Raw genomic sequence first — 18,040 nt, 5'->3', positions numbered from 1 at the left:
GAAGGGGAGTGACCTGATTATCAGAAGGTCACATTCAGCGTGGCCTGACCGTTATAGCCTTCAGCGCTGCTGCCGCTGACGCTGTGGGCATAACCGGCCTGTACCCCCAGGGTGATATTTCCCCGGATGCGGGCTTCCAGTCCGGCCTGCAGGTCCAGTGATGTGCCATTCTGTGAGGGTGAGAACGTCATGTTACTGCCGGCTGCAGCTGTCCCCATGCTCATGCCGCCCCGGGAGCTGAAAGTGCGGATAACAGAAGGCTGTACCCACCAGTTCACAGGCAGTTCACTCACACTGTGTTTTGCACTGTCGTGCAGAGTGTCACGGGATGAGGTGCCTTCACCAAAGGTCATATCGTTGTGGCTGCCCAGATGGAAACCGGCACGCACATGTTGTGCACTGCCATGCCCGAACTTCACATAACCGGCGTTATCCTGGCCGTCATCCAGGGAGAGCCCCTGCCAGGTGTACTGCAGTTGTGGCTCCAGCATCAGATTGTCAGTGATACTGAAGGGCAGACCGGTTTCCAGTGAGCCCAGCCAGCCCCAGCCCCGGGCGCGGAAGTCGTTATTGTCCGATGACGCTTTCATGCTGTGGCGGGTTCCCTGTGCCACAATGTCAGCCCACAGGCCGGAAGACGTGTGTACCAGATTCAGATACCCGCCCAGACTGCCGGCATCATCCCGCACCGTGCCGACGCGGGAGCCACCATCATCCTTAACATCAACGGAAGAATGGCCTGCAGCACCATATACCCCTGTCGTCAGAGACATACCGGCAACCTCTGTTCTGAGCAAGTCACTCTCCAGACGGACGAAGCCATAGCTGCCGCTGCTTTCCGGCGTGGCCCCACGGGCAATACCACCGTTGTTATCGTGACCAAGATGACCGCCCTGAATGCTGAGGCGGACGCTGTTATTTTCACCATTTGCACCGGTCTGATGGCTGCGGGAGCCTGCCAGTATCCGGTCATAGTCCATTGCCTGTGTCAGCATGGAGGCATACAGGGGGACTTCAGCACGATAAGCATTTTCACTGCGCAGGTACCAGTCTTCATCGCTGTCACGGTTCAGGGTATAGTTAAAGGCGCCGGCCTGAAGCGGACGACTCAGGGCAAACGCACCTTCTTCTGTGGTGGCACCATTCTGTGCATCCACAACCCGGATACCCTGTCCGGTGGTTGCCACCCCGAGGTTGCTGTTTTCGACATTTGTGAACGCAAGCCAGGTTTTGCCGGTTGCCTGACCACCATTAATTACCAGCTGGTCTGAGGCATTACTGCCATCAAGGCGAACACGCATATTGATGGTGCCGCCCTGACCGGTGAGATTCGTGGTGGTCAGTTTATGGAACGTTACCGGGGAGTTGCTTTCTGCAACAGCACGACTCAGCACTGCATCCGGTGTCGTCTGATTATCAAAGCGAATCTCCCCTGCGTTAACAATATCGCCGGCACTGACCACATCACCATTCAGTACCATACTGGCGCCTTTACTGAGTTGTGTTCTGCCACTCAGACTTCCCCCGGCAGCCAGCGTCAGTGTTCCATGATGTCCGACAGTGGTGTTGCTGGCCTGTCCCCCGGCATTGACCGTAAAGCTGCCGCCATTTTCCAGCAGCAGTCCACTGGCCTGACCGGATATGCCATCAATACTGAACTTACCGCTGGCATTGGTCCCCTCAACAGTGGCACCACTGTCTGCAATCAGGGCACCACCAGATGTCATGGTGACACCTGTCGCCTTACCACCGGCAGACACTGCCAGGGTACCGCCGTCATCCACCAGGGTTTTCCAGGCTGAATGGCCCTCCAGTACATCCAGGCGACCACCGGACTCCAGAACAACACCGTCAGCCTTACCGTTTTCCACCGCGAAATTGCCCAGACGGTTGCTACCGGTGACGGTTGCCGCCGTACTGGTGACCAGTGCGCCCCCCTGCTTCAGGGTGACATTCGTGGCTGTACCACCGGCGTTCACCTGCAGTTTGCCTTTCTGGTTAACGGTGGTGAAATCCGCCAGACCACCTTCCTTGACAATCTGCCAGCCGTCACTGTTCACAACAGTGTCAGACGCTGTACCGCCGTTGTGTACATACTGATTACCACCATTCAGCGTGGTATCCAGCGCGTGGCCATGTACAGTCTGGTCGCCGCCGGCATAAACCACCGTGGTATTTGCCACTCCGGTGGCTACCACAATCTGACGACCATTTTTATTGATGGTGGTACGTACAGCATTTCCGCGAACAAACTGCCCGGTATCACCATTTTCAGCATCTGGTCCCCCTTCCGCGCCGGTATTCACAATTGTGTCGGTTGCCATTGCGCCGGATTTGACGGCCTGCCAGCCCTTCTCATTAATGACGGTACCAGTTGCAATTCCGCCTTCATGTACCCACTGCTCACCGCCGTTCAGAGTGGTGTTCACTGCCAGCCCCTGAAGGCTCTGTCCGCCTCCGGCACTGATAACCGTATCTGAAACGCTTCCTCCGGCATTCACCCTCTGTAGACCACCATCGGTGACAGTAGTGTTGTTGGCGATACCGCCATTTTGTATCCATTGCCCGCCTGTATTGGCCTCGTTATCCGGCCCATACTCCAGCCCGGTACTGATGGTCATTTCGTTGGTCGTACCGAAGACAATCTGGTTGTCATGATTTGCCAGTGTTCCGCCGCTCACGGTTTCTCCCGCCTGTACAACTGTGTCAGCAGCCAGTGCCGGGACTGACGTGACAGCAGCAAAAGACAGAGCAACCGCCACACCGGCGCGTTTTCCCCGTGAGCGGGCCAGTTCGGAAGCCACCACCAGGGTGCCCGTAATGTGATTCCATACCAGCCTGTAGCTGGTGTTCAGATGTCGTTTCATCAGCTTTTCCTTACAGAGGATGAATAAAAAAGCCGGTACCCACAAAAGTGGATACCGGCAGGTACAAAACAGCATGGTCAGATAAAGTGGTTTTTCCTGGACATAAATGTTTCCCCTCTCTCATCCGCCAGAGAAGTATCAGTCCGTTGTGTGCAATTCCGTTCTGCATGATGAAGAGATTCAACTGCCTTTTCGCAGGCTATTAACCACTATAAACGATCGATGATAACGATCGATACCTGTTTTATCGATCGTTTTATTCTATTAACAGCAGGGCGATCACGCAAGAGAAAGAGGAGGGGGGAGAGGCGTTTGTGTCATGTTTTCAGTTGGTTAACTTCATGTAATCATGCATTTACACCTGAACAGACTGTTCAGAAGAAAATCCAGTTCCATACAGCGCGGGCAACAGAAACCACCGTGTCACGGACGGCACGCAGAACCGTGCGTGCAACAGAGGCAATACAGACGCTCTCCGCCGTGTCAAATATCCGGTCCACCGCACCGGTGAACTGTTCACGGGCCTGAGAGCGGACAGATTCCGTGCGCAGCTCGTCCTGCAGGCGGGTCATCAGGGGACTGGCGGCATGGTCAGGAAGCGCTGTCATGAGCGCACTGACCAGCGTATCTAGTTCCCAGCCGGTGCGGGCCGATACGGCAACAACCGGATGTACGGGCCGGAACAGACGGAATACCGCCTCCGTTTTTTCGCGAATATTCTGTGCCTGTGCGGGAGAAGGCTGAATACCGGCCATATCCCATTCATGGCAGGGCTCCGTTTTGTCGGCCTGCGTCACCACAAACAGTACCCGCTGATGTCCCCGGTGCAGTATGTGTCGCCAGAAATACTCATCCACAGACAGGGCACGGTCATCGGCTTTAATCAGCCACAATACCAGGTCCAGTTCAGGCAGAATGTCACGGTACAGGGCTTCGTACTCTGCATCCCTGTTCCGGTTCTCGCCCACCCCGGGCAGGTCAGTGATAACCATGCTGTGACCGTGGCCACTCAGACGGAAACGCTGCATTTCCCGGGTACCGGCGTGAACATCGCTGACCGGGGTGACCTCTCCCTGAAACAGCGCATTACAGAGTGAGGATTTACCGGCCCCGCTTTTACCCATAATGCCAATCACGGGTTCGTGGTGAGTGAGTTTACGCAGATGTTCCAGGATGTGACGGGAAAGCGAATAAGGCAGGGAAGAAAGTGGTTTTTCAATCGCCTCAATGGCATCAGACGGATTCATACATGTATTCCCGGTGAAAAAAGACAAAACCCCGCACACCGGAAAGGAGGCGGGGGACTCACAACGATAATATCTGTCTGAAATTATTTTGAATCGATTTGATCATTGTTCAACGGCAGGCTGACTATCCCGTAAAAGGGAAAAATCATTCATCTGACAGCCTGATTATCAGGTGTGTTCATGTTTACTGATGTGAGTATTTTTCAGCATTTTGCGGAGGTTATACATGGTTGTCTGAGAGAGTTAATGAAAATTGCGTTTATAATGATTTTACTTCTGTTGTGTATTTTCATCGGAGGAGTGCGCGCAATAATACCCATTAATGCCGGGTTGTTCAGTACATCCCTTCATGGTAATACGTAACTGTTAAATGTATTTATTATTTCGCTTCTCAGGATGAGATATTTACCCTGTGTCCGTTTTTTTCTTGTGGTGATGATGCATGAAGGATATTCAGTGATGTATGATGTCCTGTTAAATATTTTGATGAATATTTTGTGTTGGTGCAGATAATGCCTGTTGATGTTTTATTGTCTGCGTGAGTGTTTTATAATGCAATAATTGTTTTTATTTCTGGTCTTGAAATGTCATCGTGTGTTTGCGCCTTATTAAGGCAGGATGCTGATGTGAAAAATTGAAGGTGTGTTTTTATTTTTGTCAAAAAAACTGTTATGATTCATTTTTATCACTGTCTGGCGATAATGCGGGGATGTCCATGGAAAACAGGTTATGTTTTATCTGTATTGGTATGTGTGTCATTTTTTTATTTCTCTGAGTGTGTTAGGTGTAAATATTTTTCGTTTTTTATAAGGATGGATTTATATATATTCATAGAGTACCGTATACAGGGGGAATATCTGTCGTCTTCTTTATTTTATTATCCTTCAGGGCGGTTGTTGCTTCCTTAAGGTGTTATTCTGGTTTTTTTGTTTATGGTGTTCCCTGGCAGGAAACAGATATCCGCAACACCCGAAACGATGCTTTTTCGTATGCGCTTTGTTATGTGAATTTTAATCAGCAAGTGTGATCCGGGGGGAACCAGACGGAGCAATGGGGGCGCACAGATTCATTTTCCCTTCCCGTGGCGGCAAAACACGCTCTGGTTATAATTTAATCAAAAATCAATAAAAATTTTAGCTGATATTGAACTGGCTGCTATTTTTGCTATTAATAGCAAAAATAGCAGCGTTTTCATGTTTTGCCTGTTTTGTGAGGTTATTATGTTACTCTTTCAGCCTGTTGATGAATTCCCTCTGCGCTCACTTCCTCCACTTATTCGTGATGCCGTTATTGAAGCCCAGCAAATCACACAGGCTCCCATGGGCCTTGTGGCATCGTCTGCATTGGGTGCGGTTTCGCTTGTCTGTCAGCATCAGATTGATGTCTGCAGGTTGAATAATCTGCGGGGGCCGGTTTCTCTTTTCTTACTGACGCTTGCAGAGTCCGGAGAACGAAAAACCGCAGTGGACAAGTTATTAATGGAGCCCCTGTACCAGCAGGAGATATTGTTATATTCCAGATACCAAAATGAACTGAATACCTGGAAAAACAAGGAAGAGCTTTTAAAGGTTCAAAAAAAAGCATTGTTGTCAAAACTGAACAAAGAGCTCCGCAAGGGGGCTGATGAGTCAGAAACCCTCAGGCAACTGGAGGCACTTCAGAAAAGCTGTGCGGAAAAACCTGTAAGGTATAAATTCATTTTTAATGATGCTACGACTGCAGCAATTAAGGAGCAGCTTTGTGGTGAATGGCGTTCGGTTGGCATTATGTCAGATGAAGCCGGTATGATATTTGATGGGTATACTTTGTCTGAGCTGCCTTTTATTAACAAAATGTGGGATGGCTCAGTATTGTCTGTGGACAGAAAGAATGAACCCGAGTTTTTGATTGAAAATGCCAGAATGACGTTATCCCTCATGGTGCAACCAGGTCTTTTTGACCGATATATGGAGCGAAAAGGTTCTGTTGCCAGAGACAGTGGTTTTCTTGCACGCTGTCTTATCAGTAAACCGGCAACCACTCAGGGGACACGTTTTATTAACGGGGCAGTGACCCCGGGGGAATCATTAACAGCTTTTCATGAAAGATTAATGGAAATAGCCAGGGACAGCATTGATAAAACAAGTAAGGATGAACGGTATTGCCTGCATTTTTCTCCTGAAGCGCAAAAAATATTTATTGAGCACTATAATGCACTGGAGCGGGATTTATCCCCCTCCGGGCCGTTAAGTGCATTTCGGGGACATGTTTCAAAAAAAACAGAAAACATTGCGAGAATTGCAGCGTTATTTCAGTATTTTAGCCATGGTGAAGGGAAAGTAACTGCTGATATCATGACGTCTGCTATAGAAATAAGCTCGTGGTATACAGATGAATATAAAAAATTATTTGCGCTACCTGATGAATCTGAACTGCAGCGGCAGGACGCGCAGGAGTTGCTTGACTGGCTCATTGAGGAATGCCGTGGAGAATGCCCACCTCGTGTCAAAAAAAATTATATTCTCCAGTGTGGCCCAGGGCGTTTCAGAAACAGAAAAAAACTGAACGCACTGTTGAACATTCTTGCGTCTCAGTTAAAGCTTTCTATTGAGAGAGAAGGTAAAACAACCTATGTCCTGCTTTCCGAGGTAAACAATATCACGTTGTCTGAGTTGAAGGCGTGTTACGATCAGGGCTATCACAGTCACAAACTGAGAGAATGGAAAGAGCAACTCTTTCGGCCATAATGTCTCGTATTGCTGAGATTGATTATTCAGTGATTGTATCGCGGTATGTCCGTCACCACTTGCTTCTGTATGATGGTGACGGAGGAAAAGAGAATGCGCGGAGCCCCGGGAGCGTTATGAATCAACAGGCGTATAACAGGTACTCGTCAATCATCAGTTCAAGCTCGCGCTTTTCCCGTTTGCGCGACACAGCCCAGCTTTCAAGCTCTGCGTGTGACTTATACTTTAACTCGTCAGTCCAGGGTTGCATGGAGCCAGCACACATCAGATCATACCAGCACAGCCATATCAGCGTGTGGTAGAGATCACGATCGTCGAAACGCCGGAGCAGGCTGTTCAGCCTGTTTGCCAGGCGTTTTTCACCCAGACGATGTAGTTCACTGAGTAAAACGCCGCCCAGGTTAAAATGTGTAAGCAGCATGATTTCATGAGTCTGAATGCTGGTCATTAACCCTTCCTGAATGGCAGGAAGAAACGGTGGCGTTCCCGGGTTGACCACCTGATAGAGTCCCTGTGGTGCCACTGAGATGATGGCACCTTTTTCCGGCAGAAAAAAGCGGGCCAGGGTCAGGCGGTGATAGCCATGAAGATGCGGAGAACCCATTCCATGAGCGACGATAAGCCGGGTCACATTTGTCATCCATTTCTGATGCTGGATGAGCAGCAGGTCACACCGGTTTTCAAGTTTTTGCATAATATTCTCTCCTTTAGCGCGCAGCAGAATGCCTCCGGAGGCCGGATAATGCATTCGCTGCGGTTGAACGGATAACGGTCAGGAATTACGGGCGGGACTGTGCAATACGCGCCTGCAGCCAGGCTTCCACTTCACTTTTCAGCCAGCGGGAACTGCGGCCCAGTTTGATGGGAGCCGGAAAGGCTCCGTCCTTGATGAGCTTGTAAAACCACTTATCGGTTAAGCCGGTCAGTTGAGTGATAAATGCCATGTCGACCATCTGGTCATCCATCAGCGAAACGGGGGTATTCATGAAAATGTTCCTCCGGATGTTGTTAATCTCACCCGGCGTTGGTGATGAAAACGACGCACCACCTTCACCGGCATAACAACCAGGGAGAAACGTAAAAAATTAGTAGGGGAATGTTCCCGCCGGGAGATTAACCGGGGGGCATGATGCTGAGCGTATCCGTAATACACGGTGGCTGTTGTGAAAGGATGTTTTTTGCACGTACGCACGATAAAGAAGGGATGACTTTCGAGAGGATGAGGGGAAAAGCAAACGTTCTGATAATTGCAGAGTTGTTTTCAAAGGCGGTTACGGTGCGTCAGCCCGTGCCCGGTGGGCAGGCGACAGGTATCACCGATGGGATAAGGCTGTCTGATTGGTATTATAAATATAAGAAGTGATAAGAGATCTGTGCAAGAAGAGAGTTGAGCAGTGTAAGTATTAGAACTCAAATACATGAACGCTGATATGTAAAATCAATCAGCAGTGAAAGCTTGTAGTACAGGCTCTGAGTTATATTTCCTGATGTCCCTGTATATAAAACATGAACTGAGCGTATTAATAATCCCGTCTGAGCAACGTATCTGCTCTGGTGAGTGAGAGTCTGAGAAATGCCTCTCCCTTATACCGCTCTCAACCAGAAAGGCTTCCGGGGTTATTGCGATGCGTCCGGATAACCGGAAGTCGCATTAATGCAATATTACTGAGAGGCTGCAATGGAGTCACTCGCTTGGGTAAGGGCACCTGCGAGCTGTATACTGACGGCATCCCTGCGGAGCTGGAAGCCTTCAACTCTGCGGTTGATCACCGACTGGCGGAGCTGACCATGAACAAACTTTACGATCGCGTTCCGGCTTCCGTCTGGAAATATGTTACCTGAGCGTTCGGTAATCACAGCTGTACCGCGCCGGGTGTTATTTGCTCTGTGATTCTTTCTGGCTCTTCTCAGGTTGTTAAAAGCTGAATATGTTCCTGTTGTCGGGAACCAGGATAATACTGGGAACGTTAAACGATAAAGTCGCAATGAATAATTCGACATCAAAGGGGAATGGTATCTGGCGGGGGAGGATTCAGACGTTCCGGGGGAGCCTGTTCACTGGTGTCAGCGACTTATGGCATGTTGTCTGACGCTGTTGCTGGTTCCGGAACACGTATTTGCCAGAAATCACTGTTCGGGTAATTGCCGCCATCGTTACCGCAGCTCATACACGATGACAACAGCAATAACCAGCCAGTACCAGCAGGCCATCAGTACAGAGAGCAGGCGATCCGTGTGCGGTAATCGCTGAATGGGTCAACGGCTCCACAGTACGGGCAATGCTGTATCATGAACGCCTGCTTCACCATCGTTCCGCTCCGTCTTTTTTCGTATCACTTCAGCAGCATCACCAGTCGGAACGAAAGAACCGTATAACGGTACCTGTGGCTGATGCTGATGATACTGGCTGTACTGGTCAGGGCATTTCGTCAGTAGTTCTGGCGGTGGATTTGTATGTCACTTTAAAGGCGCTGCGCATTTTTTACGGTGTGGTTATTCCGTATGAACGAAATCATACGGAGACAGTAAACCATGGCCCACACTTATAACCCCTTCTGGCAGCAACGGATCCATGAGACGGTGCTGCACGCGCTTCATACCCATCCCCGTCTGATGGCATTGCGGGTTGACCTGCGTCTCCCGGATGTACCGGCAGCAACTGACGCAGCTGTGATATCCCGCTTCATCAATGCCCTGAAAGCCAGAATTGATGCTTACCAGAAACGTAAGCACCGTGAAGGTAAACGCGTACATGCCACAAGGCTGCATTATGTCTGGTCCCGGGAGTTTGGGGAGTGTAAAGGTAAAAAACATTATCACCTGATGCTGTTACTTAACCGTGATACCTGGTGTGGTGCGGGCGATTACCGCGATCCGGGGTCACTGGCCGGGATGATTAAACAGGCGTGGTGCAGTGCCCTGGGGGTGGATGCCGGATGCTATGCCACACTGGCGAATTTTCCTGCCAGGCCAGTGGTGTGGCTGGAGCGTGGCGATGATGCCAGTCTCCAGGATGCACTGGATCGTGCTGCTTATCTCGCGAAAGAGTACAGCAAAGTGAACGGCACCGGTGAGCGCAATTTTGGCTGTAGCCGGGGTTGAGTACGACTGGCGCACCAGTATCTCCAGTAAAACCAAAAGTATGGGCTGTTGCTTGGCTGCAACGATAAATTTTTTCTCCCACTGGCTGTTTTTTACGCCAGAGTTCCATTGTGTGACAACCACTGTGCTGTAACAACAACCAGCCTGCTTTACCCAACCCCCTGTCCAGATTTTAACTGAGCCGCCATTCACACTCTGACCACGCTGCCCGTACCGGGACGGATGACGTCTGCGTGTCGTCTGGTGGTTGAGGAGTATGACTATGTACGCAAAATCCTTTATTGCATTCGATGGCAACGGACGTCTGACCGGAGGCCGTACCGCACAGGCTGCGCCATACGATCGTTACACCTGCCACCTGTGTGGCAGTTCACTCAGATACCATCCGCAATACAACACTGAACGTCCCTGGTTTGAACACACTGACGAAGGGCTGACAGAGCACGCGCAGCAATGTCCTTACGTACAACCGGAGCGCAGAGAAGTACTGTTGATTAATCGTTTACAACAATGGGTACCGGATGCTTTACCCGTAGTGCGTAAAGCCAGCTGGCACTGCAGACAATGCCAGCACGATTATTATGGGGAATGCTATTGTACACACTGTCATACAGGGAGTTTCAGTGAGGAGGCAGTGGCAGGATGAACGGTCTAAAAACGGGGCTGGGGATCACGACGGGTGATCACATTATCAGTGCTACCTCAGCCCTTAGCAGAAATATCAGGTATTGTTTCTGCCTTTCCTGTCGTGGTCGGTTGATTTTGCGGACAGATGCTCAGGGGGCGTGGTTTGAACACGATTTACATGCCCTGACCGCACAGCAGAAGGCGGTCTGCGTGGTGTTGAATCAGGAAAAGTCCCACCCTTACATTGAGGTAATGGCGATAAAAACATCGCCATTACCTGTCGTGCTGATATGGCATTGTGTGATGTGCGGGCAGCCTTTTCATGGGAAGAAGTTCTGTGAAGCCTGTGGTACGGGAATTTATTGCCGAGCGGTATGTACAAAGTATGTTTACAGGTACCAGCCAGATTTGCTCCGGGACCTGGAGTGAGGAGGACGCAACATAATGACTTTATCATGATAGGAACGCTTATGCCGGATCCGTGCGGTCCGGCGTTTTGTTCCGCAAACGGTGGATCACTGGCTGCGTCTGCTGGCGATCTGTTTTACGCACCACTCAGACAGGAGAGACATCGACGAACATCATCACCTGTGGGCAAATGTTTTGTGTATTTAACGAAGTTACGCAGAATGACCATAGCTACTGGTTATGGCTGCAATTGTTCGGTGATGACCGGGTGAATCATTTGTGCTTCCGTTGATTTTTATGGACTGATGGCATTTTGTCAGCTGAATATTTATACGGAATTATCTTCAGTATGCTTACACGAATTGACTATCTTTTTTTCGGTGGTTGTTTATCTGGACATCGCAGCTAATGAGGCCGAAGAGGTCAGCAGTCAGAAAAATGCGGCGTTGTCATAGGATACTGCATCAGTAATCTGTATCTGAGAGTCGTATAAAAAGACACCCGATTCTGCAACATTTCAGATAACGCCGTAAAGTAACAATATAAGTTTTTGTTTGTTAAATCATGGTTATATGCCAGAAGGGAAGTGAGTTGATTTTATGCTTAATAAATGCATATTTTTTTATTAATACTTTTCCGTTTCCCTTGCTACCTCCCATAAAGTACGGGCACCACGACGAAGAGGTGTACGCCTTATTTTTCCCTCTTTTTCAAGACACATAAGGTAATGGCGGGCCTGATAAGCACTCATTTCAAAACGCGAGGCAATATCAGTCGTTCTGCATGGTGTCTTTATTTTCTGAACAAAATCCAGTATCTGCTTTTTCTTCATCTTCTGTTAACATCCTTAGCTGTAATCCCTTTTATTATACATCCTTACTTACGTTGAATCCCATTGCCATCCTTTCTCCTTTTAACCACATGAAAATAAATAGTATTAGTGATGGTTGTGCTCTGTTTTGACTGTTTGTCGCTTTATTGAGTGGTTAATGATTGGGCATATTTTTGTTTCTGTATTTTTAATTTCCCTGTTTAATATTTTTTATTGTCATAAATTCATGTTTTTTATGAAAATGGGGATCTGTTTTTTGATGAATATCTAAATAAGAACAAAAAAACTGTCCGGGAGGCAATATTGGTGTTTACAAAAACAACGATCTTTTTATCTATTTTTTGTTTTGTTTTTGGTTTTTTATCCTAATTTATCGGGGTTTTAACAGAGTTTTGTGCTATTAAATTGTTTTTGTTTGGTTATAAAGATCGTTAAATTAGTGTTTTTCGCTATAAAACACCGTGATAGTCTTCTCCGCAGAAAACAGGACGGCAGCAGTGTGAATACATTTTTGTTATCCGGATTTATGTCGTCTTTTGTCTGGTTATATTTCTGGAAAGATATAAATGAACAGCAGTGACCTGTATCTGAGCAAGAAGCACGGGCGTACTTTGTCGCCCGGAAAAATGTCAGAGAGCCAGTTCTGGTTATTAGCTGAAATATCTCCGGTTCACAGTGAAAAGGTTCTTAATGCGCTGAGGGATTTTCTGGTTCTGGGTTATACCCGAAGGGAGGCCTGTGAACGACATGAGGTTTCTCAGGGATATTTCTCTGGTGCTCTCGGGCGTATTCAGCGTACCCATCAGGCGGTAAACAGGCTGGTTCCTTTTTATATATCAGAAGCCGGTATTCCATATACGGGATAACAGTTGCATGAAAAATTTATCGCTTTCAGTACTTCTGCTTCTGGCAGGGGGCGGGGTTTCTCACGCCGCTGTTCAGAAAACCGTATTCAGTGCTGACGTGGTGGCTTCGGCCTGTCATGTGGTGGTGGATGCGGACAGCACCGGCAACAGTGGTCGGCTGACATTCGGGACTTACCGCAAGTCCACGGGGGCGTCTGTGCCTCCGCGTGACTTTACTGTGCGTCTGTATGAGTCCGGTGCCACGGTTCAGGGCTGCTCAGCCTTTCAGGCAGGGCAGGTCGCCGCCTTGGATTTTGGTAACCCGGGACAGCTGGATGCAAGGGGCGTGGTCACCCGCGGTGCCGGTGATGGTATTCGCGTGGATGTGCGGGCGGTGGATACACAGGCTGATTATCGCGGACGTCTGACTCAGGACAGTCATTCGGTGAATTATCCGGTGGAGTTTGCTGCTAAAGGACAGTTTCGTTTTCGTGCGCAGCCGGTGTTTCCGGCGAACGTGAAGGCGGGGGAATACACGGGTGCACTGACCTTTGTGGTCACGTATCAGTAATGGAGAAAAGGGTTGTGTGTGCAGGAAAGAAGGCAGTCGCAGAGCCGGTTTCGTCCGTGTTTTTCCGTCGGGCCGCACTTGCGCTTGCCGTATCAGCTGCTTTTGCCAGTGCCACAGGTATTGCAGGTGAAAAACTGGATATGTCCTTTATCCAGGGGGGGGGCGGGGTTAATCCGGAAGTCTGGGCAGCCCTGAACGGCAGTTATGCGCCAGGGCGTTATCTGGTTGACCTGTCCCTGAACGGGAAGGAGGCCGGGAAACAGATACTGGATGTGACGCCACAGGACAGTAATGAACTGTGTCTGACAGAGGCATGGCTGACGAAGGCCGGGATTTACGTCAGTGCAGATTACTTTCGTGAGGGATATGACGCCACACGACAGTGCTATGTGCTGACAAAAGCGCCGTCAGTGAAGGTGGATTTTGATGTTTCCACCCAGAGTCTGGCGCTGTCCATTCCCCAGAAGGGGCTTGTGAAGATGCCTGAGAACGTGGACTGGGATTACGGGACCAGTGCATTTCGCGTGAACTATAACGCGAACGCCAACACCGGTCGCAATAACACCTCGGCCTTTGGTTCTGCGGACCTGAAAGCCAATATCGGGCACTGGGTGGTGAGCTCTTCTGCCACGGCCAGCGGCGGTGACAGCGGGGATAACTCCACCACGATAAACATGTTCACGGCCACCCGGGCCATCCGTGCACTGAGTGCGGACCTGGCGGTCGGGAAAACATCCACCGGGGACAGTCTGCTGGGCAGTACGGGAACGTACGGAGTGTCGCTGAGCCGGAACAACAGCATGAAGCCGGGCAATCTGGGGTATACCCCGGTGTTCAGCGGCATTGCGAACGGGCCGTCGAGGGTGACACTGATGCAGAACGGGCGGTTGCTGTATTCAGAGATGGTACCGGCAGGGCCGTTTTCCATCACGGATGTGCCGCTGTACACCAGTGGTGATGTAACCATGAAGGTGACCGGAGAGGACGGGCGTGAGCAGGTACAGAACTTCCCGTTGTCGGTGATGGCCGGGCAGTTAAGTCCGGGGCAACACGAGTTCAGTGTGGCAGCCGGTTTGCCTGACGACGACAGTGATATGGAAGGTGCCGTGTTTGCGGCGTCATACGGTTACGGTCTGGATGGACTGACGCTGCGAGCTGGCGGGGTGTTTAACCAGGACTGGCAGGGTGCCAGCGCCGGTGTGGTTGCCGGTCTGAGTTACCTGGGTGCGGTATCTGCTGACGGGGCTTATGCCACGGCGAAATACCGTGACGGCGGCCACAGTGGGAATAAGGTGCAGTTGTCCTGGAGTAAACAACTGGAGACGACGAGGACCGGGCTGCGGGTGAGCTGGTCACGGCAGAGTGAGGAATATGAGGACATGTCCTCCTTTGACCCGACAGCGCTGTGGTCGCAGTCAAATCATGGTCGCCGGACGAAGGATGAATGGAATGCCGGTATCAGTCAGCCGGTGGGTGGACTGTTCAGTCTGTCGGTATCCGGCTGGCAGCGGAGCTATTACCCCGCATCCACGACCGGGAGTTACCGGTACAGCGATGACAACGGTAAGGATACAGGTATTACCGGCACCCTGAGCACACAGATTAAGGGCGTCAGTCTTAACCTGGGCTGGTCCGGTTCACGGAACACCCGGGGAGAAAACAACTGGTCTGCATCGGCGTCAGTATCGGTACCGTTCACACTGTTTGACCGTCGCTACAGCAGCAGTACGTCGGTGAGTACGAGTAAAGACGGTGGCACAGGCTTCAGCACCGGCGTGTCAGGCTCGCTGAATGACCGCTTCAGTTATGGTTTTGGCGGTGGTCGTGACGGTGATGGTGGTGCCAGCAGTTATCTGAACGCATCGTACAGCGGTGACCGGGCTTATCTGAGTGGGGCTCTGAACCAGTCATCATCCGGAGGTACCAGTGGCTCTGTGTCAGCGAGTGGCTCTGTACTGGCAGTGCCGGCGGCGAAAGACATTATGTTCAGCCGCACGACCGGGGATACCGTGGCCGTGGTGAACGTGAAGGATACACCCGGAGTGAAGGTGACGTCCGGTGACGGGCTGACTGACAGTGATGGCAACCTGGTGGTGCCGCTGAACAGCTATGACTGGAACACGGTGACGATTAATGCGGGCACGCTGCCGCTGAGTACCGAACTGACGAATACCAGTCAGAAGGTGGTGCCGACGGACAAGGCGGTGGTCTGGATGCCATTTGATGCCCTGAAAGTTAAGCGTTACCTGCTGCAGGTGAAGCAGCGTGACGGTGAGTTTGTGCCGGGGGGAACCTGGGCACGTGACAGTAAGAACACACCGCTGGGCTTTGTAGCTAACAATGGTGTGCTGATGATTAACACGGTGGATGCGCCGGGTGATATCACCCTGGGGCAGTGCCGGATACCTGCGGCGAAACTGCAGGATACTGAGAAACTACAGGAGATTACGTGTGAGTAAGCGTAACGCAGTAACGACGTTTTTCACCAACCGGGTGACGAAAGCGCTGGGAATGACGCTGGCGCTGATGATGACCTGTCAGAGTGCTATGGCTTCCCTGGCAGCAGACCAGACCCGCTATATCTTTCGCGGGGACAAGGATGCACTGACCATCACGGTCACCAACAATGACAAGGAACGTACCTTTGGGGGGCAGGCCTGGGTGGACAATATCGTGGAGAAGGACACCCGTCCGACCTTTGTGGTGACGCCGTCCTTCTTCAAGGTGAAGCCGAATGGTCAGCAGACACTGCGTATCATCATGGCCTCGGACTATCTGCCGAAAGACAAGGAGTCGGTGTACTGGCTGAACCTGCAGGATATTCCGCCGGCTCTGGAGGGCAGCGGTATTGCAGTGGCGCTGCGCACGAAGCTGAAACTGTTCTACCGACCGAAGGCACTGCTTGAAGGCCGCAAGGGGGCAGAGGAAGGGCTCAGCCTGCAGAGCCGCCCGGATGGCAGGACCATGCTGGTGAACACTACGCCGTACATTTTTGCGATTGGCAGCCTGCTGGACGGAAACGGGAAGAAAATTGCCACGGATAATGAGACGGCACAGAAACTGCTGATGTTCATGCCGGGTGATGAAGTACAGGTGAAGGGAAATGTGGTGAAAGTGGACTCCCTGAATGACTGGGGAAGCCTGCAGACCTGGACAATTAACCAGAAAAAGGCTGCGGCCCCTTCCGGGCAGAAGGTATCTGATTCGCCGGTTAATCCGTCTGATAAGGCAGATAAAAAATAACCGCCCTCCGGAACACGGAACAGAGGGGTAATAAATGAAGAAAACAATGATGGCAGCCACCTTGGTCCTGAGTGCACTCAGTATTCAGTCAGCACAGGCCGCTGAATACAGCGAGAAAACGCAGTATCTGGGGGTGGTGAACGGTCAGGTGTCAGGTAACAGCGTGGTGAAGGTGACCCGTACACCGACAGACCCGGTGCTGTACCGCTCAGGCAGTAACAGCCCGTTGCCTGCAGAGCTGATAATCCGGCATGCAGAAAGCCGCCCGGCTTCCGGCGGACTGGCAAACATCACGGTGAAACAGACTCTGCCGGATAACGGGGAAGCCCGCATCACCCTGAAGACGGCTCTGATGGTTGACGGAAAGAGAGTGGCACTCAGTGCCAGACAGCAGGGGGAGGATGTGGTGATAACCGTACCTGAGGCACAGAAGCTGGTTGAGTTAAGAACGGATGCACCGGCAGAGCTGGAAGTCCCGGTCAGTTACCGGGGAAATCTGCAGATAGCGCTGCAGGTGGAAGACTGAGAATTCATCTCCGACAACAGATGCAATACATCCGTGACTCCGGAACGGGTCATATTGGTAAAGGGATTTACCGTATTTTTAAACGGGAATAACGTAAAGCTATTCTGAGTTAAACACAGTGTTTAATGAAATGCGGTTAATTAAATGAATCCGCAGGGGATAGTTTTGCGGTAATTCCGGAAAAATAAGGATTGCCGATTTCAGTTTATTATTTATGAAATGTCAAGGTGATTATTTTATGAAAAAGACTCTGATTGCACTGGCTGTGGCTGCATCTGCTGCAGTATCCGGTTCTGCAATGGCGTGGACTCAGAACGGCATTGGCGGCTCTGTTGATTTCAGCGGTACGCTGAATCCGAAAGATCTTGTTACACCGTGGGAAGTCAAGGTTGGTGATGGCGTAAATGATCTGAATGCACTTATCAAAAAAGGTCAGTCCAGTGTTGACGTTGCTGTGAATAAATCAATTCTTGCTCTGGGTATTCGTACCGCGAGTAATAGAGCATTTTTTGGGCAGACTGGTATTGCACCACAGATTGATTTTAAAAATGCAATTGACTTAAACGCCTTTGAAGGCGGGGTCACCACCCTGACTCTGGACGTTAAAGATAGTACCAGCAACGATAAAATCGGAACGCTTACCGCGCCTTTCAATACAGGAGCCGTTGGTTCTATTACTGGTGCTTCTGATTTTGCTAATGTATATACCTATATGTCGGCTAATAGCGCATCTGGTGCTGTTCGTGGATTTAGTGGTGGCCTTGCTACTGACTGGGGCAAAGCAAACAAAGCACCACAAAACGTTCTTAATGCACTTTCCACCGAGATTATGGCTAATTTTGACGCGCAGGGGATGTCATTTGCTGATAGCGGTTTGTCATCAAATTTCTCTACCAGTGGTGCGAAATATAGTGCAGCTTACGGTGCAGGTATTCTGGCCAACGACACCATCAAGATTGCTCTCGATAATCCTGTAACAGGCGATGCGGAAATTGCCTGGAAAGCTGAGTTGCCGGTGACGGTTTCTTATCAGTAATGCTGTTATA

16 protein-coding genes and 1 pseudogene are annotated in these 18,040 nt (G+C 50.5%); 12 read left to right on the top strand and 5 right to left on the bottom strand.

Going from position 1 to position 18,040, the window contains the following annotated elements; translation table 11 throughout:
* Positions 1–20 precede the first annotated feature (20 nt).
* Positions 21–2,867, bottom strand: coding sequence for an Ag43/Cah family autotransporter adhesin (locus D9738_RS20920; RefSeq protein ID WP_130261088.1), 2,847 nt, complete (start codon positions 2,865–2,867; stop codon positions 21–23).
* A gap of 374 nt (positions 2,868–3,241) precedes the next feature.
* Positions 3,242–4,114 (bottom strand): GTPase family protein, encoded by an 873-nt coding sequence (locus tag D9738_RS20915; RefSeq protein ID WP_130261087.1) that lies wholly within the window; start codon positions 4,112–4,114, stop codon positions 3,242–3,244.
* Between the two features lie 1,220 nt (positions 4,115–5,334).
* Between D9738_RS20915 and D9738_RS20910 the strand changes: the two genes are divergently transcribed.
* Positions 5,335–6,840, top strand: a complete 1,506-nt coding sequence (locus D9738_RS20910) for a YfjI family protein (protein ID WP_130261086.1) — start codon at positions 5,335–5,337, stop codon at positions 6,838–6,840.
* A 121-nt stretch (positions 6,841–6,961) separates the two neighbouring features.
* On the opposite strand, the gene D9738_RS20905 is transcribed toward D9738_RS20910, so the two are convergent.
* Positions 6,962–7,534: a hypothetical protein gene (locus D9738_RS20905; RefSeq protein WP_130261085.1), complete on the bottom strand. Its 573-nt coding sequence runs from the start codon at positions 7,532–7,534 to the stop codon at positions 6,962–6,964.
* Positions 7,535–7,619: 85 nt separating this feature from the next.
* A complete protein-coding gene (locus D9738_RS20900) occupies positions 7,620–7,826 on the bottom strand; it encodes an AlpA family transcriptional regulator (protein ID WP_001095912.1) in 207 nt (68 codons plus the stop codon).
* Positions 7,827–8,011: 185 nt separating this feature from the next.
* On the opposite strand from D9738_RS20900, the gene D9738_RS25520 reads away from it, so the two are divergent.
* The 5 genes and pseudogenes from D9738_RS25520 to D9738_RS20870 all read left to right on the top strand — a co-directional run bounded on the left by D9738_RS25520 (position 8,012) and on the right by D9738_RS20870 (position 10,998).
* Entirely contained in the window at positions 8,012–8,203 is a 192-nt protein-coding gene (locus D9738_RS25520) for a hypothetical protein (protein WP_130261083.1), read from the top strand.
* Positions 8,204–8,577: 374 nt separating this feature from the next.
* Positions 8,578–8,682, top strand: a pseudogene (locus D9738_RS25270) (Hha/YmoA family nucleoid-associated regulatory protein); the annotation flags it as partial.
* A 690-nt stretch (positions 8,683–9,372) separates the two neighbouring features.
* A complete protein-coding gene (locus D9738_RS20880) occupies positions 9,373–9,942 on the top strand; it encodes an inovirus Gp2 family protein (protein ID WP_130261082.1) in 570 nt (189 codons plus the stop codon).
* 262 nt (positions 9,943–10,204) lie between these two features.
* Positions 10,205–10,588, top strand: coding sequence for a putative zinc ribbon protein (locus tag D9738_RS20875; RefSeq protein WP_130261081.1), 384 nt, complete (start codon positions 10,205–10,207; stop codon positions 10,586–10,588).
* The gene (locus D9738_RS20870; RefSeq protein ID WP_130261080.1) at positions 10,585–10,998 is read left to right on the top strand and encodes a putative zinc ribbon protein; all 414 of its coding nucleotides are present in this window, start codon (positions 10,585–10,587) and stop codon (positions 10,996–10,998) included. Before D9738_RS20875 ends, D9738_RS20870 begins: the two co-directional genes overlap by 4 nt.
* Positions 10,999–11,602: 604 nt before the next feature.
* Here the strand turns inward: D9738_RS20870 and D9738_RS20865 are convergent.
* The gene (locus D9738_RS20865; RefSeq protein ID WP_130261079.1) at positions 11,603–11,809 is read right to left on the bottom strand and encodes a FaeA/PapI family transcriptional regulator; all 207 of its coding nucleotides are present in this window, start codon (positions 11,807–11,809) and stop codon (positions 11,603–11,605) included.
* 566 nt (positions 11,810–12,375) lie between these two features.
* Between D9738_RS20865 and daaA the strand changes: the two genes are divergently transcribed.
* The 6 genes from daaA to D9738_RS20835 all read left to right on the top strand — a co-directional run bounded on the left by daaA (position 12,376) and on the right by D9738_RS20835 (position 18,030).
* Positions 12,376–12,675 carry a F1845 fimbrial adhesin operon transcriptional regulator DaaA gene (gene daaA, locus D9738_RS20860; RefSeq protein WP_001088797.1) on the top strand — a complete coding sequence of 100 codons (300 nt, stop codon included), beginning with the start codon at positions 12,376–12,378 and terminating at the stop codon, positions 12,673–12,675.
* Positions 12,676–12,682: 7 nt separating this feature from the next.
* A complete protein-coding gene (locus tag D9738_RS20855; protein ID WP_130261078.1) occupies positions 12,683–13,225 on the top strand; it encodes a type 1 fimbrial protein in 543 nt (180 codons plus the stop codon).
* Positions 13,225–15,684, top strand: a complete 2,460-nt coding sequence (faeD, locus tag D9738_RS20850; protein WP_130261077.1) for a F4 (K88) fimbrial usher FaeD — start codon at positions 13,225–13,227, stop codon at positions 15,682–15,684. The genes D9738_RS20855 and faeD overlap by 1 nt, the downstream gene beginning before the upstream one ends.
* Positions 15,677–16,468 (top strand): F4 (K88) fimbrial chaperone FaeE, encoded by a 792-nt coding sequence (gene faeE, locus D9738_RS20845; RefSeq protein WP_130261076.1) that lies wholly within the window; start codon positions 15,677–15,679, stop codon positions 16,466–16,468. Before faeD ends, faeE begins: the two co-directional genes overlap by 8 nt.
* Before the next feature lie 34 nt (positions 16,469–16,502).
* The gene (faeF, locus tag D9738_RS20840) at positions 16,503–16,994 is read left to right on the top strand and encodes a F4 (K88) fimbria minor subunit FaeF (RefSeq protein ID WP_130261075.1); all 492 of its coding nucleotides are present in this window, start codon (positions 16,503–16,505) and stop codon (positions 16,992–16,994) included.
* A 238-nt stretch (positions 16,995–17,232) separates the two neighbouring features.
* Positions 17,233–18,030, top strand: a complete 798-nt coding sequence (locus D9738_RS20835; RefSeq protein ID WP_130261074.1) for a hypothetical protein — start codon at positions 17,233–17,235, stop codon at positions 18,028–18,030.
* Positions 18,031–18,040: the final 10 nt, after the last annotated feature.

Origin of the sequence: Escherichia sp. E10V5, from assembly GCF_004212315.1 — a bacterium.
In the GTDB taxonomy this organism is placed as follows: Bacteria; Pseudomonadota; Gammaproteobacteria; order Enterobacterales; family Enterobacteriaceae; genus Escherichia.
Note: the sequence above shows the minus strand (reverse complement) of the source record. Positions and strands in the feature narration are given on the sequence as shown.

Coding starts and splice junctions, on each gene's coding strand:
- D9738_RS20920 (WP_130261088.1), bottom strand. CDS start 2,867: ATGAAACGACATCTGAACACCAGCTACAGGCTGGTATGGAATCACATT.
- D9738_RS20915 (WP_130261087.1), bottom strand. CDS start 4,114: ATGAATCCGTCTGATGCCATTGAGGCGATTGAAAAACCACTTTCTTCC.
- D9738_RS20910 (WP_130261086.1), top strand. CDS start 5,335: ATGTTACTCTTTCAGCCTGTTGATGAATTCCCTCTGCGCTCACTTCCT.
- D9738_RS20905 (WP_130261085.1), bottom strand. CDS start 7,534: ATGCAAAAACTTGAAAACCGGTGTGACCTGCTGCTCATCCAGCATCAG.
- D9738_RS20900 (WP_001095912.1), bottom strand. CDS start 7,826: ATGAATACCCCCGTTTCGCTGATGGATGACCAGATGGTCGACATGGCA.
- D9738_RS25520 (WP_130261083.1), top strand. CDS start 8,012: ATGTTTTTTGCACGTACGCACGATAAAGAAGGGATGACTTTCGAGAGG.
- D9738_RS20880 (WP_130261082.1), top strand. CDS start 9,373: ATGGCCCACACTTATAACCCCTTCTGGCAGCAACGGATCCATGAGACG.
- D9738_RS20875 (WP_130261081.1), top strand. CDS start 10,205: ATGTACGCAAAATCCTTTATTGCATTCGATGGCAACGGACGTCTGACC.
- D9738_RS20870 (WP_130261080.1), top strand. CDS start 10,585: ATGAACGGTCTAAAAACGGGGCTGGGGATCACGACGGGTGATCACATT.
- D9738_RS20865 (WP_130261079.1), bottom strand. CDS start 11,809: ATGAAGAAAAAGCAGATACTGGATTTTGTTCAGAAAATAAAGACACCA.
- daaA (WP_001088797.1), top strand. CDS start 12,376: ATGAACAGCAGTGACCTGTATCTGAGCAAGAAGCACGGGCGTACTTTG.
- D9738_RS20855 (WP_130261078.1), top strand. CDS start 12,683: ATGAAAAATTTATCGCTTTCAGTACTTCTGCTTCTGGCAGGGGGCGGG.
- faeD (WP_130261077.1), top strand. CDS start 13,225: ATGGAGAAAAGGGTTGTGTGTGCAGGAAAGAAGGCAGTCGCAGAGCCG.
- faeF (WP_130261075.1), top strand. CDS start 16,503: ATGAAGAAAACAATGATGGCAGCCACCTTGGTCCTGAGTGCACTCAGT.
- D9738_RS20835 (WP_130261074.1), top strand. CDS start 17,233: ATGAAAAAGACTCTGATTGCACTGGCTGTGGCTGCATCTGCTGCAGTA.